Below are 14,280 nucleotides of genomic sequence, written 5' to 3'. Positions count from 1 at the left end.
GCGCGCCGAATAAGGGCTTGTCCGTAGAATGTCGGTTTTTTTCCACAGATGTTGGGGATAACTTGGCGACACCACGTTACACCGAATCGTCGATCCGCGTCCTGAAGGGGCTGGAGCCTGTGCGCCAGCGCCCGGGTATGTATACCCGCACCGAAAACCCCCTGCACATCGTGCAGGAGGTCATCGACAACGCGGCCGACGAGGCACTTGCCGGTCATGGCAAGCAGATCCAGGTCACTTTGCATGCCGATGGCAGCATTTCCGTCGAAGATGACGGCCGCGGTATCCCCGTCGGCATGCATCCCGAAGAAAACGCGCCCGTGGTCGAGCTGGTCTTCACCCGGCTGCACGCCGGGGGCAAATTCGATAAGGCGGGCGGCGGCGCCTATGCCTTCTCCGGCGGCCTGCACGGCGTCGGCGTGTCGGTCACCAATGCCTTGGCCAAGCGGCTCGAGGTGGTCGTCTGGCGCGATGGCGGCGTGCATCGCCTGGTCTTCGAAGGCGGCGACGTCACCGAAGCGCTCGCGCCGTATCCCGAAGCGGGCCGCAAGAAGGCAGGCACCCGGGTGCGCGTCTGGCCCGATCCCAAGTACTTCGACAGTCCGAATATTCCGCTGGGCGAACTCACGCACCTGCTGCGCAGCAAGGCCGTGCTGTTGTCGGGCGTGAAGGTCCAGCTGGTCAACGAAAAGACCGGCGACACCAAGACCTGGCAATACACGGAGGGCCTGCGCGGCTATCTGGCCGAGGCGCTGGCCGGAGCCGAGCTGATGGTGCCGTTCTTCGAGGGCGAGCAGTACGCCGGCGCGGATCACGAGAGCTTCGCCGAGGGCGAGGGAGCTCAGTGGGTGGTGGCCTGGACCGACGACGGCAACGTCGTGCGCGAGTCCTACGTCAACCTGATCCCGACTCCCGCGGGCGGCACGCACGAGTCCGGCCTGCGCGAGGGCCTGTTCGGCGCGGTCAAGAGCTTCGCCGAGCTGCACAGCCTGCTGCCCAAGGGCGTGAAGCTGTTGCCCGAAGACGTGTTCGCTCGCGCGAGCTTCGTGCTGTCGGCCAAGGTGCTGGATCCGCAGTTCCAGGGGCAGATCAAGGAGCGCTTGAACAGCCGCGACGCCGTGCGGCTGGTCGGCGGCTTTTCCAAGAGCGCGCTCGATCTGTGGCTGCACAGCAATGTCGAGTTCGGCAAGAAGCTCGCCGAGCTCGCCATCCGGCAGGCCCAGGCACGCGCGCGTTCCGCCCAGAAGGTCGAGAAGCGCAAGAGTTCGGGCGTGGCGGTATTGCCGGGCAAACTCACCGACTGTGAGTCCAGCGACGCGACGCGCACCGAAGTCTTCCTGGTCGAGGGTGACTCGGCGGGCGGTTCGGCCAAGATGGGCCGCGACAAAGAATTCCAGGCCATCCTGCCGCTGCGCGGCAAGGTGCTCAACTCCTGGGAGGTCGACCGCGACCGGCTGTTCGCCAACAACGAAATCCACGACATCGCCGTGGCGATCGGCGTCGATCCGCACGGTCCGAACGACACGCCCGATCTCTCGGGCCTGCGCTATGGCCGCGTCTGCATCCTGTCCGACGCGGACGTCGACGGCTCGCACATCCAGGTGCTGCTGCTCACGCTGTTCTATCGCCACTTCCCCAAGCTGGTCGAGGCGGGTCACGTCTACGTGGCGCGTCCGCCGCTGTTCCGCCTCGACGTGCCCGCGCAGGGCAAGCGTCCGGCGCGCAAGGTGTACTGCCTCGATTCGGGCGAGCTCGAAGCCGCGCAGGACAAGCTGCGCAAGGAAGGCGTGCGTGAAGGCGCCTGGAGCGTCAGCCGCTTCAAAGGTCTGGGCGAAATGAATCCCGAGCAACTCTGGGAAACCACGATGAACCCCGACACCCGCCGCCTCCTGCCGGTGGGCTATGGCGACCTGACGCCCGAAGACACCACGCGTCTGTTCGACATGCTGATGGGCAAGGGTGAGTCGTCCCAGCGCCGCGCGTGGATCGAAGAAAAGGGCAATCTCGCGGAGCTCGACATCTGATGACGCAGGTGACGCCCCCCGCGCCGCTCACGGTGGATCTGACGCTCGACGATTACCAGACGTTCATCACCTACGCGCACCGCCGGCCCGAATTGCGCCGCCGCCGGATCAAGAGCCATATCCGGTTCGGGATCATCATGGCCGTGGGTCTGCTGCTCTACACGGCGGCACGCAGCTCGAGCGCCGGCCTGGGCACCAGTCTGTCGGTGGTGCTGCCGGCCTTCGCGCAGAGCGCGGTGGTCGGGCTGGGCACGCTGCTGCTGATGGCCCTGGTGTTCGAACATGCGGTGCCGGCGATGGCGCGTTTCAACGTGCGCCGTGCCTTCGCACGCGAGCCCGACAATCCTTTCCTGGGACGCCATCACTTTCTGTTCGAGGACGACGGCATCGGCGACGCGACCGAGCATGCCTCGGGCAGCGTGCCCTGGGACATGGTGCGTAGCGCCGAAGAAACCCCGGATTACCTCTTCCTGTTCATCGCGCCGCTGCAGGGCGTGATCCTGCCCAAGCGGGGCCAGGATCCGGCCGCGCTGGCCGCGGTGCGGGCGCAGGTGCGTGCGCACGTGAGCGGATCGCAGCTGCAGCCCGACTGAGCAAGAAGCGCATATTGGATAAAGACTGATCATGACCGATACCAACCAAGCCGGCCTGTTCGACGCGCCTTCCGGGGGCGACGACGAGGCCATCACGCTGGGCCGTTATGCCGAGCAGGCCTATCTGGATTACGCCGTTTCGGTGGTGCGCGGGCGCGCGCTGCCGGACGTGGGCGACGGCCAGAAACCGGTGCAACGCCGCATTCTCTACGCCATGCAGGCCATGGGGCTGGGCGGCAACGCCAAGCCCGTGAAGTCGGCGCGCGTGGTGGGCGACGTGCTGGGCAAATATCACCCGCACGGCGACCAGGCCGCGTACGACGCCATGGTCCGCATGGCGCAGGATTTCTCGCTGCGCTATCCGCTGATCGATGGCCACGGCAACTTCGGTTCGCGCGACGGCGATAACGCCGCCGCGATGCGATATACCGAAGCGCGCCTGACCCCGTTCGCGCGCCTGCTGCTCGACGAGCTCGACGAGGGCACGGTCGACTTCGTGCCCAACTACGATGGCAGCCAGCAAGAGCCGCAGATGCTGCCGGCCCGCCTGCCCGTCATGCTGCTCAACGGCGCGTCGGGCATCGCCGTGGGCATGGCCACCGAGATTCCGCCGCACAATCTGCGCGAGGTCGCGGCCGCCTGCGTGGCGCTGATCCGCAATCCCAAGCTCGCCGACGAAGACGTGCTCGCGTTCATCCCCGGCCCCGACTTCGCGGGCGGCGGCCAGATCATCACCGCGCCGGCCGATATCGCGCAGATCTACACCACCGGGCGTGGCTCGCTGAAGGTGCGCGCGCGCTGGCAGTTCGAAGAGATGGCGCGCGGTCAGTGGCAACTGGTCGTCACGGAACTGCCGCCGGGCACCTCTGGCCAGAAGGTGCTCGAAGAAATCGAAGAGCTCACCAATCCCAAGGTGCGCGCCGGCAAGAAGGCCCTGTCGCCCGAACAGCAGCAGTCCAAGGCAGTGATGCTGAGCCTGCTGGATACCGTGCGCGACGAGTCGGGCAAGGATGCCGCCGTGCGTCTGGTGTTCGAGCCCAAGACGTCCAAGGTCGATCGCGACGACTTCGTGAACACGCTGCTCGCCCAGACCAGCATGGAAAGCAACGCGCCGATCAATCTCGTGTGCATCGGCACGGATGGCCGTCCGCGCCAGAAGGGCTTGCGCGAAGTGCTCGAGGAGTGGGTCGCGTTCCGCACGGACACCGTCGTGCGCCGCACGCGCTACCGCCTCGATAAGGTCGCTGATCGCATCCATGTGCTCGAAGGCCGGATGGTGGTCTACCTCAATGTCGACGAGGTGATCCAGACGATCCGTGAATCCGACGAGCCCAAAGAAGCGCTCATGACGCGCTTCTCGCTGTCCGAGCGTCAGGCCGAAGACATCCTCGAAATGCGTTTGCGCCAGTTGGCGCGTCTCGAAGGCTTCAAGATCGAGCAGGAGCTCGCCGACAAGCGCGAAGAGCAGGTGAAGCTGCAAGACCTGCTCGACAATCCCAGTTCGCTGAAGCGCCTGCTCATCAAAGAGATCGAGGCCGACGCCAAGCAGTTCGGCGACGAGCGCCGCACCCTCATCGAGACCGCCGAGCGCGCCGTGCTCGAGACCAAGGTCGTCGACGAGCCGGTCACGGTCATCGTGTCGCAAAAGGGCTGGCTGCGTGCGCGTCAGGGCCACGGCCACGATGCCGCGCAATTCAGCTTCAAGCAGGGCGACGATCTCTACGGCGCATTCGAGTGCCGCACGACCGACACGCTGATCGCGGTGGGCGACAACGGCCGCGTCTACACCGTGGCGGTGGCGGGCCTGCCGTCGGCGCGCGGCGACGGTCAGCCGGTCACCACGATGATCGATCTGGAATCCGGCACGCGCATCGTGCATACCATCGCGGCGGCGCCCGACACGCGCTGGCTGCTGGCCACGCAGGGCGGCTACGGCTTTGCCACGCGCCTGTCCGACATGAGCAGCCGCCAGCGCGGCGGCAAGCAATTCGTCACGCTCGAGGCGGGCGATGCGTTGCTGCGCCCGGTGCCGCTCTTCGAGGGCGCGGCGCAGTTGGCGCTGCTGTCGGCCAAGGGCAAGTTCCTGGTGTTCGGGCTGGACGAGGTCAAAGCCCTGTCGGGGGGCGGCCGCGGCACCATCCTGATGGGCCTGGATCCCAACGACAAGCTCGAGCAGGCCGTGCCCATCGGCAAGGCCGGGGTGCGCGCGACCGGCATCTATCGCAACAAGCCCACCGAGGACATCCTCGCGGGCACGGCGCTCACGCCCTACGTTGGCAAGCGCGCTCGCAAGGGCCGTCAGCTCGACGTGCGGCCCAAGCAGCCGCTGCTCTCGCCGGTCTTCTGACCGGTGTCTGGCGGCGATGGGCCTCGAGGCTCATCGCCGTTTTTGCATTCTTACCGGCTGCCGCCGCGGGCCGCGCCGCGTTCATCCATGCCGCTACTCCCCGATCCCACCGCCTCGCGTCTGACGCACCTCGATGCCCTGCGCGGATTTGCCTTGTTCGGCATTCTGCTCGTGAACATCAACGTGTTCGCGTCCACCTACTACGGATACGCGGTGGCCGATCCAAACTTTGATCGGCCTCTCGACGGCACGGTGCTGTGGACCGTCGCCTGGCTGTTCGAAACCAAGTTCTATCTGCTGTTCTCGTTTCTCTTCGGCTACAGCTTTTCGCTGCAGCTGGATTCGGCCGCGCGCGCCGGTGTGGCGCCGGTGTCGAGGCTGCTGCGCCGTTTCGGTGTGCTCGTCCTGCTCGGCCTGATTCACGCGTTTCTGTTCTATCACGGCGATATTCTCGTCACCTACGGCGTGCTGGCGTTGATCCTGCTGGCGTGCCGTGACATGGCGCCGGCTCGCGCGCTGAACGCCGCGCTGTTCGTGATCACGCTGGCCTCGCTGGGATGGCTGCTGCTGGGCGGGCTCGCCACGCTCGACCCGCAGGCGATGCAGCCGCCCGCCATCAGCTACGACGGCCCGCGGGCCGCGGCCGAGGCCTACCGCGGCACCATCGGGTCCACGATCGCCCAGCACGCACGCGAGCTGATCGAAACGACGTGGTTCATGGTGCTGCTGGTGCAGGGGCCTTACGTGCTCGCGATGTTTCTCGCCGGGCTGGCGCTCGGTCGCCGCGGTGCGCTCGTCGCGCCGTGGCAATCGGCGCGCACGCTGGGTCTTCTGATCGCGTTGTGCCTGCCGGCCGGGCTGGCCGGGGCGGCCGTGTATGCGTCCTCCGGTCTGCCGGAGGTGCCCGAAGCCTATACCGTGATCGGTCTTGCCATCGGGCTCTTCACGGCGCCGCTATTGAGCCTCTCGTATGCGGGCGTCTTTTTTCTGGTCTGGCGCACGGCGATCGGCCCGCGCCTGCTGGGCTGGCTGGCGCCGATGGGGCGCATGGCGCTCAGCAATTATCTGATGCAGTCGGTGGTGTGCGCGTTCGTGTTCACCGCCTGGGGGCTGCGCCTCGTCGGCACGGTGTCGCCGCTCCAGACCGTGCTGATCGCGCTCGCGATTTTTGCCGCGCAGGCGCCGTGGTCCGCGTGGTGGCTGCGGCATCACGAATACGGTCCGGTGGAATGGCTGTTGCGCGCCGCGACCTACGCGCGCCGCCCGGCCTGGCGCCGGCGGGGATGAGCGGATCGCGGCCGTCGCGGCATGACGGCCGCGCTGGCGCAAGCCGTGTCTCAGCGCGTCAGCCCGCCGATGGCGGCGTCGATCGCCTCGGCGAGCCGCGCGACCAATTGATCGAGCTCGTCGTCGGTGATGATGAACGGCGGCGCGATCAGGACGTGATCGCCGTGTCGCCCGTCGATGGTGCCGCCCATCGGATACACCATCAGGCCACGGGCCATCGCCTCGCGTTTGATCTGTGCGTGTAACGACCGGGCAGGGTCGAACACCTGCCGGGTGGCACGGTCGGCCACCAGCTCCACGCCCATGAAAAGCCCGCGGCCACGAATGTCTCCGACATGCGGATGATCGCCGAGCCGGGCCTGAAGGCGCGCGCGCAGTCCGTCACCCTGCCGGCGCACCTGGGCCAGCAGATTGTCGCGCTGGATGACCTCCTGCACGGCGAGTGACGCCGCGCACGCCATGGCGTGGCCCAGGTAGGTGTGGCCGTGCTGAAAGAACCCGCTGCCTCGCTGCATGGCCGATACGATGCGCTCCTGCGCCATCACCGCGCCGATCGGCTGATATCCGCCGCCCAGTCCCTTGGCGATGGTGATCAGATCGGGCAGCACGCCCTCCTGTTCGACGGCATAGAGGGTGCCCGTGCGGCCCATGCCGCACATCACCTCGTCCGCGATCAACAACACGCCGTGCCGGTCGCAGACCTCGCGCACCTTGCGCAGGTAGCCGCCCACGCCGGGCACGGCGCCAAGCGTGGCGCCCACCACCGGCTCCGCCACGAAGGCCATGACCGTCTCGGGCCCCAGGCGCAGGAACGTGTCCTCGAGCTCGTCGGCCAGGCGCTGCGCGTATTGGGCTTCGGTTTCGTCCTGGCGCTGATCGCGGTAGGCATAGCAGGGCGATACGTGCGTCACGTCGATCAGCAAGGGCGCGAATTGCGCGCGGCGCGCGGCATTGCCGCCGACGGCCAGCGCGCCCAGCGTATTGCCGTGGTAACTCTGACGGCGCGCCACGATGTTGCGGCGCTGCGGCTGGCCGATCTCGACGTAATACTGGCGGGCCATCTTGAGCGCCGCCTCGACCGCCTCCGAGCCGCCGGAGACGAAGTAGGCATGCGAGGTGCCCGCGGGAGCGTCGGCCACCAGCCGTTCGGCGAGCCGCTCGGCCACCTCCGTCGTGAAGAAGCCGGTGTGCGCATAGGCGAGCGCATCGATTTGCGCGTGCATGGCCGCGCGCACCTCGGGATGGTTGTGGCCCAGGCAGGACACCGCGGCGCCCCCCGACCCATCGAGATAGGCACGGCCCTCGCTGTCGTAGATCCACACGCCTTCGCCGCGTACCGCGGTGGCAGGGGTGTGGCGCAGCGAGCGATGCAGGATATGGGTCGGTTTCATGGCGCCTCCGCGCGGTTCGAATCGATAAACGGCTTGCGTGCGCTCAGCCGGACTGCCGCGCACGGTGCCAATACACCTGCTCGGCCTGCAGGCGCGCCTCGACGTCGGCGAGGCGGTCCAGCACGGCTTCGCCGCCGCACGCCGTGATGCGTGCCACCAGATGCTCGGCCAGTGCCAGCAGGCCGGCGGTGGTGTGAAAGAACGACCCCGGCCCGGCCACCGCGGGCTGCGCCTGCGCCTGCTCCAGGTCGCTCCCCGCGAACCGGAGCGTGTGGCGGGCGTCGGCGGCGATCGGCGACAGGGGCGAGTCGGTCAGCGCGATCACGGCCACGCCGCGCGCGACGGCCTGCTGCGTGAGGGCGACCGTGGCCGTGGGGTAGGGGGCCTGCGACAACACCACGAGCGCGTCGCCGTGCTGCAGGGCGTCGATCTGCTCGGCGTGCGTGTCGCCCAGGCCGTCGATCAGGACGCCGTTGCGACGAATGAGCTGGTAGGCATAACGCATCTGGAAGGCGATGCCGAAGGCGGAGCGCGTGCCCAGGAATCCGACCCGTGGCGCGGCCAGCACGGTCAGTGCGGCGGCGTCGAGATCGGCCGGGGTGTTCAGCACGCACGCCGAAGCCATGGCGTCGGTCTGGGCCGCCTGCAGCACCGCATGCCCTGGCCGGCGGCCAGCGGCATCCGGATCGGGCGCGTTCGCCGCCTGCAGGGCCGCCGCGCGCTGCCGCAGGCCGGGCCCGCGCGGGGCGGCCAGCGCCGACTGAAAGGGTCGGCGAAAGTCGTCGTAGCTCTCGTGTCCGGTGGCCCGCGCCAGCCTCAGCATCGTGGCCGGCGCGACCCCGACCGCCTGCGCCTGACGGCGCATGGACCACAGCCCGACCTCGACAGGATGGGCGACGACCCAATGCGCGGCGCGTTCCAGTTCCGGGGGCAAGGTGGCGAGGCGCGACCGCAGCGTGTCGACGAGCGCCTCGGGCAGCGGCAAATCAGGCATGATGTAGGCGAGGCCATAAAACAGATGTTGTTTTATATATTAGTTAAAAAACATTCGTTTTATGTCTTGGGTATGCCCCTTTTTTACTCCGGGAATGCCCTGATATTGCGTCCCTATTAAAAGGGGCGCCCCCTGGGGATATCGGCTATTTTTGTCATCTGCTGCAAAGTCACCTTCATTTAATTACATCGTGCTTGCAATTCAGGTTTGACTCATACGGTTTGGCCGCATATCATTTGTGTAGAAATCAATTTTGTTGAACTATTTTCAGTCATGAATAACGTCACGACGACGGAATCCTCGCAGCAGTACGACCTCCGCATCCTGCGCGCCCTGCGCCGCATTACGCGTTCGATCGCACTGCACTCGCGCCAGCTGGCCGCGGTGAGTCACATCACCGCGCCCCAGCTGATGTGCCTGCGTACGGTGATTGCCAGCGGTCCGCTTACGGCCACGGCGATCAGCCGTGAGATTCACGTCAGCCCCAGCACGGTCGTGGGCATTCTCGACCGTCTGGAGGACAAAGGTCTGATCCGCCGCGAACGCGGCCGTGAAGACCGCCGCATCGTGTTCGTTACCGCCACGGATGCCGGCCGCGCGCTGGCAACCGAAGCGCCGTCGCCTTTGCAGAAGCATTTGGCCGACTCGCTCAACGCGCTGCCCGAGCTCGAGCAGGCGACGATCACGCTCTCTTTGGAGCGCATCGTCGACCTGATGGAACAGGAAGGACATGCAGCAGAAGTCCATGATCCCTCCTCGCCCATTCTCGACGTGCCCACGGGTGGCGCACCTCCAGAATCGGGATTGGTCGTATGAGAAATATAGAACTTAACAACACTACTTCCCTGCCAAATTCGGCCGCGCGCCCCGCGTCGGCCCGCCTGCCGCGCCACATCTTCCGGTCAGCCACGCTGACCGATGGCGCCGCGATCCATCGGTTGGTCTCCGAATGCCCGCCGCTGGATGTCAATTCCCTCTATGCCTACCTGCTGCTGTGCGAACACCACAGCGAGACCTGCGTGGTCGCCGAGAGCCTGGGTGGCGACATCGACGGATTCATCTCCGCCTACGTCCCGCCCAACCGCCCCGACACGCTCTTTGTCTGGCAGGTAGCCGTGCACGCCCGTGCCCGCGGCCAACGACTGGCCCGCGCCATGCTCAACGAACTGCTGTCGCGCGACGCGCTGCAGCAGGTGCGCCATCTTGAAACCACGGTGGGGCCTGACAACCAGGCTTCGCGCCGCACGTTCACCGGTCTCGCCGGTGAGCTGGGCGCCCACGTCAGCGAGCAGCCGTATTTCGATCGGCAGCTGTTTGGCGGGGCCGAGCACGACGACGAGATGCTGTTGAAGATAGGCCCGTTCGCCCCGTCCCACTAACGGGACGGCCGCTCGCGGCCTTCAGTACCGCCGACTTAGTCCATGACATCCGGATGCCTCACGGCAACTGGAGGGGGCTTTGTTGTCTGTCAATTTGATGATGGGAGGATCACATGGATTTGAAAATTTTTGACCGGATGGAGTCGGAAGTCAGGGGCTACATTCGGTCCTTTCCAGTGATATTCAGCCAGGCCCGCGGGTCGCTGCTGATCGATGAGGAAGGCACGGAGTACATCGATTTTTTCAGTGGCGCCGGCACCCTGAACTACGGGCATAACAACCCGGTCTTCAAGGAAAAGCTGCTCGAGTACCTCGAGTCCGACGGTGTGGTTCACGGCCTCGACATGGCCACCAGCGCCAAGAAGCGCTTTCTCGAAACGGTGGATCGCGTGCTGCTCAAGCCGCGCAACTGGCAGTACACGCTGCAGTTCACCGGTCCCACGGGCACCAACGCGGTCGAAGCCGCGCTGAAGATCGCCCGCCAGGTCAAGGGACGTTCCAACATTATCTCGTTCACCCACGGCTTTCATGGCGTGAGCGGCGGCTCGCTCTCGGCGACCGCGAACATGAAGTTCCGTGATGCGGCCGGCTACGCGCTCGGCAACACGACCTTCATGCCCTATGACGGTTACTTCGGTCCCGACGTCGACACGATCGCCTTCCTGGAGCGCATGCTCGATGATCCGAGCAGCGGCCTGGACAAGCCGGCCGGCGTGATCGTCGAAACCGTGCAGGGCGAGGGCGGTGTCAACGTGGCCACGCTGCGTTGGCTCAAGGAGCTCGAAAAGCTGTGCCGTCGTCACGACATGCTGTTGATCGTCGATGACATTCAAGTGGGCTGCGGACGCACCGGCAGCTTCTTCAGCTTCGAGTCGGCCGGCATCCGTCCGGACATCATCACGCTGTCGAAGTCTCTCTCGGGTTTTGGCCTGCCCATGTCCCTCGTGCTGATGAAGCCCGAGCTGGACGTGTGGAAGCCGGGCGCCCACAGCGGCACTTTCCGCGGCAACAACCTGGCCTTCGTCACGGCCACCGAGGCGCTCGACACCTACTGGGCGAGCGACGCGTTCTCGACCGACATCCAGCGCAAGGAGCGTCTGGTGCGTGATTGGCTCGAGAACCTGGCGCACAGCTACCCGAACGCCGGCCTCGCGGTCCGTGGGCGTGGCCTGATCCAGGGTCTGGTGGCGACCGCCGATCCGGGCCTGGCCAACCGCATCGCGCAGAAGGCGTTCCAGCGCGGCGTGGTGATCGAGACGTCGGGCGCGCACGATGAAGTGCTGAAGTTCCTGCCCGCGCTGACGATCGAGGATGAACTGTTGACCCGTGGCCTGGACGTGATCGAGGCCAGCGTGGCCGATGCCTTGGGCGAAGACGAAAAGTCCGCCCGTGTACTCAAATTTGGAGGTAAGCGTCGATGATCGTGCGAAATGTGAAAGATGTGATTGGCACCAAGGACGAGGTGCGCACCGATACGTGGGTGAGCCGTCGTGTGCTGCTGAAGAAGGACAACATGGGTTTCTCGTTCCATGAAACCACGATCTTTCCCGGCACGCGCACGCACATCCACTACAAGAACCACCTCGAAGCCGTCTGGTGCATCGAGGGTGATGGTTCGATCGAGACCATTGCCGATGGCAAGAAGTACGACCTGGGCCCGGGCGTCGTCTACGCCCTGAACGAAAACGACGAGCACTGGCTGTGCGGCGGCAAGGAGCCGCTGCGGGTGATCTGCGTTTTCAACCCGCCCCTTACCGGCCAGGAAGTGCACGACGCCGATGGCGTCTACGCCCTGCCCGAAGAGAAGGTCGCCGCCTGAGGCCAACACTGAACTGGAGGTTTCTATGATTTCACCTGCGCAGGATCCGTACGCCTCGCGTACGGATCGTGGTTCCGCCATCATCGCCCGCAAGGACCCCGTGGTCTACGGCGATGGTCAATACGCCGATGCGCTCAGCACCGAACAGGTGCAGTCGTACGAGCGTGATGGCTTCCTGCTGCTGGAAAACTTGTTTTCCCAGGAAGAGGTCGCCGCGCTGCTGGCCGAGGTCGAGCGCATGACGCGCGATCCCGCCATCGTGCGTCGCGAAGAGGCGATCACCGAGCGTGGCAGCAATGCCGTGCGCTCGATTTTCATGGTGCACGTGTTGAGCCCGGTGCTGTCGCGTCTGTCCCGTGATCCGCGCGTGGCCAACGTGGCCCGCCAGATCCTGGGTTCCGAGGTGTACATCCACCAGTCGCGTGCCAACATGAAGCCGGGTTTCCACGGCAAAGAGTTTTACTGGCACTCCGACTTCGAGACGTGGCACGTCGAAGACGGCATGCCCGCCATGCGTGCACTGAGCTGCTCGGTGCTGCTGTCGGACAACAACGAAACCAATGGCCCGCTCATGCTGGTGCCGGGTTCGCACCGTCAGTTCATCTCGTGCGTCGGCGAGACGCCGCGTGACCATTACAAGCAGTCGCTGAAGAAGCAGGAATACGGCGTGCCGGATCAGGTCAGCCTGCAGCTGCTCGCGGAGCAGGGCGGCATCCAGACCATGATGGCCAAGGCCGGGTCGGTGGTGTTCTTCGACTGCAACACGATGCACGGTTCTAACAGCAACATCTCGCCATGGCCGCGTTCCAACGTGTTCATGGTCTACAACAGCATGGAAAACACGCTGAATCCGCCGAAGTACGGCCTGGATCCGCGTCCGGAGCACATCGCCACGCGCAAGGCGTTCAAGGCTGTCACGCCGCTGGACGCACTGAAGCTCGTGGAGCGCTGACCTCCCAATGCCTGCGGCGGCAAGCCGTGGCATTACCCATTCCCCGGGGCGATCCCCCGGGGTTTTTTGGGGCCCGCCCACAGCAGGGTCGTCCCAAGGTGGGCGCGCGGGCTCGCCTTGGAGCCTCATTTTTGCTGCGATGTGGACCTGGGCGGGGTGGGAACGGCCTGCTAAGCTTGCCCGCATTCCACAACCCATTCCCTGGTGTTCCATGGCCGCTCGGATCCGCAGTCTGCATATCTATCCCGTCAAATCGTGTGCCGGCATCGACTTGAGCGAGTCGCCGATCGACCGCGCGGGCCTGAACCACGATCGCCGCTGGCTGATCGTGACGGCCGAGGGCCAATTCATGACGCAGCGCCAGTGGCCGCGCATGGCGCTCATCCGCACCGCACTCGACGCCCGCTGGCTCACGCTGAGCGCGCCGGGTCAGTCGCCGCTACAGGTGGCGCTCGACGAAAGCGGGCTCGCACCCGCCTCGGAGCAGGTCGAAGTGTGGCGCGACGCCATCACCGCGCGCGCCGATACCGACGCCGCCGCCGCCTGGTTGAGCGAGTTTCTGGGTACGCCGTGCCGGCTGTTCAAGGTCGATCGCGAGGCCCGCCGTCCGGCCAAGCCCGAATGGGTCGATGGCTGGCTCGAGCGTCATCCCGACTTCGCCGACGAGTTCGCGGGCGATCATTTCTTCGGCTTTGCCGACGGCTTCCCGCTGCTGATCACCAATCAGGCATCGCTGGACGACCTCAATGCCCGCCTCGAGGCGCGGGGCGCGGCGGCGGTGCCGATGGACCGCTTCCGGCCCAACATCGTGATCGAAAGCGACGACTGGCCCGCATTCGAAGAAGACCAGACCGCCGTCGTGACCCTCGGTGAGGTCAGGCTCGCGCTGGTCAAGCCGTGCACCCGGTGTTCTGTGCCCGACATCGACCAGCGCACCGCCCAGACGTATGCCGAGCCGGGGCAGACGCTCGCCGGCTACCGCAATCTGGATATCGGGGTGGTTTTTGGCCAGAACGCGATCGTATCGGCGCCCGAGGGCGCCGTGCTCCGCGTCGGGGATGCGGTCGAGATCGAACTCGACTTCTGATCAGGGCGTGGCGAGTTTGAGGCCGATCAGGCCGACTACGATCAGCAGCACGCTGGCGATGCGCAGCGGGCTGGCGGACTCGCCGAAAAGCACGATGCCCGCGACAAAGGCACCAATGGTGCCGATGCCGACCCAGACCGCGTAAGCGGTCCCCAGCGGCAGGGTCTTCATGGCGGTGGACAGCAGCCAGAAGCTCACGATCATGCCGGCCACGGTGATGACCGAGGGCACGAGGCGCGTGAAACCGTGCGTGTATTTGAGGCCGATCGCCCAAACGACTTCGAAGAGTCCGGCGAGAAACAGAATCAACCAGGTCATGACAGCTCCGTGTAGCGCCCGCCTGAGAAGGGGCGAGCGGCATTGAAGGGGCCGTCCCCGGATGAGGCAATGCGTGGCGGCAGACGCCG

The 14,280-nt window shown here is 65.9% G+C and carries 13 protein-coding genes; 10 read left to right on the top strand and 3 right to left on the bottom strand.

Annotated elements, in window-relative coordinates; all coding sequences use genetic code 11:
* Positions 1 to 62 precede the first annotated feature (62 nt).
* The 4 genes from parE to CAL25_RS12705 all read left to right on the top strand — a co-directional run bounded on the left by parE (position 63) and on the right by CAL25_RS12705 (position 6,251).
* Entirely contained in the window at positions 63 to 2,024 is a 1,962-nt protein-coding gene (parE, locus tag CAL25_RS12720; RefSeq protein ID WP_094800513.1) for a DNA topoisomerase IV subunit B, read from the top strand.
* Entirely contained in the window at positions 2,024 to 2,617 is a 594-nt protein-coding gene (locus CAL25_RS12715; protein WP_094800511.1) for a YcxB family protein, read from the top strand. The genes parE and CAL25_RS12715 overlap by 1 nt, the downstream gene beginning before the upstream one ends.
* 31 nt (positions 2,618 to 2,648) lie before the next feature.
* On the top strand, positions 2,649 to 4,964 hold the full coding sequence (parC, locus tag CAL25_RS12710; RefSeq protein ID WP_094800509.1) for a DNA topoisomerase IV subunit A: 2,316 nt from the start codon (positions 2,649 to 2,651) through the stop codon (positions 4,962 to 4,964).
* 87 nt (positions 4,965 to 5,051) lie between these two features.
* The gene (locus tag CAL25_RS12705) at positions 5,052 to 6,251 is read left to right on the top strand and encodes a DUF418 domain-containing protein (protein ID WP_094800507.1); all 1,200 of its coding nucleotides are present in this window, start codon (positions 5,052 to 5,054) and stop codon (positions 6,249 to 6,251) included.
* Between the two features lie 50 nt (positions 6,252 to 6,301).
* Here CAL25_RS12705 and CAL25_RS12700 read toward each other — a convergent pair whose 3' ends face one another.
* Positions 6,302 to 7,642, bottom strand: coding sequence for an aspartate aminotransferase family protein (locus CAL25_RS12700; RefSeq protein WP_094800505.1), 1,341 nt, complete (start codon positions 7,640 to 7,642; stop codon positions 6,302 to 6,304).
* Positions 7,643 to 7,685: 43 nt separating this feature from the next.
* A complete protein-coding gene (locus CAL25_RS12695; RefSeq protein ID WP_094800503.1) occupies positions 7,686 to 8,636 on the bottom strand; it encodes a MurR/RpiR family transcriptional regulator in 951 nt (316 codons plus the stop codon).
* A gap of 273 nt (positions 8,637 to 8,909) precedes the next feature.
* On the opposite strand from CAL25_RS12695, the gene CAL25_RS12690 reads away from it, so the two are divergent.
* The 6 genes from CAL25_RS12690 to CAL25_RS12665 all read left to right on the top strand — a co-directional run bounded on the left by CAL25_RS12690 (position 8,910) and on the right by CAL25_RS12665 (position 13,873).
* Positions 8,910 to 9,452, top strand: a complete 543-nt coding sequence (locus CAL25_RS12690; protein ID WP_094800501.1) for a MarR family winged helix-turn-helix transcriptional regulator — start codon at positions 8,910 to 8,912, stop codon at positions 9,450 to 9,452.
* Positions 9,449 to 10,015: a diaminobutyrate acetyltransferase gene (gene ectA, locus CAL25_RS12685; RefSeq protein WP_094800499.1), complete on the top strand. Its 567-nt coding sequence runs from the start codon at positions 9,449 to 9,451 to the stop codon at positions 10,013 to 10,015. Before CAL25_RS12690 ends, ectA begins: the two co-directional genes overlap by 4 nt.
* A 113-nt stretch (positions 10,016 to 10,128) precedes the next feature.
* Entirely contained in the window at positions 10,129 to 11,436 is a 1,308-nt protein-coding gene (gene ectB / locus CAL25_RS12680) for a diaminobutyrate--2-oxoglutarate transaminase (RefSeq protein ID WP_094800497.1), read from the top strand.
* The gene (locus tag CAL25_RS12675) at positions 11,433 to 11,834 is read left to right on the top strand and encodes an ectoine synthase (RefSeq protein WP_094800495.1); all 402 of its coding nucleotides are present in this window, start codon (positions 11,433 to 11,435) and stop codon (positions 11,832 to 11,834) included. Before ectB ends, CAL25_RS12675 begins: the two co-directional genes overlap by 4 nt.
* A 25-nt stretch (positions 11,835 to 11,859) precedes the next feature.
* Positions 11,860 to 12,786 (top strand): ectoine hydroxylase, encoded by a 927-nt coding sequence (gene thpD, locus CAL25_RS12670; protein WP_094800493.1) that lies wholly within the window; start codon positions 11,860 to 11,862, stop codon positions 12,784 to 12,786.
* Positions 12,787 to 12,997: 211 nt separating this feature from the next.
* Positions 12,998 to 13,873, top strand: coding sequence for an MOSC domain-containing protein (locus CAL25_RS12665; RefSeq protein ID WP_094800491.1), 876 nt, complete (start codon positions 12,998 to 13,000; stop codon positions 13,871 to 13,873).
* Here the strand turns inward: CAL25_RS12665 and sugE are convergent, their stop codons facing one another.
* Positions 13,874 to 14,191, bottom strand: coding sequence for a quaternary ammonium compound efflux SMR transporter SugE (gene sugE, locus CAL25_RS12660; protein WP_094800489.1), 318 nt, complete (start codon positions 14,189 to 14,191; stop codon positions 13,874 to 13,876).
* Positions 14,192 to 14,280 lie beyond the last annotated feature (89 nt).

Origin of the sequence: Bordetella genomosp. 5 (assembly GCF_002261315.1) — a bacterium.
Taxonomy (GTDB): Bacteria; Pseudomonadota; Gammaproteobacteria; order Burkholderiales; family Burkholderiaceae_B; genus Bordetella.
The sequence above is the reverse complement of the archived record's forward strand: the minus strand, read 5'-3'. Positions and strand labels throughout refer to the sequence as shown.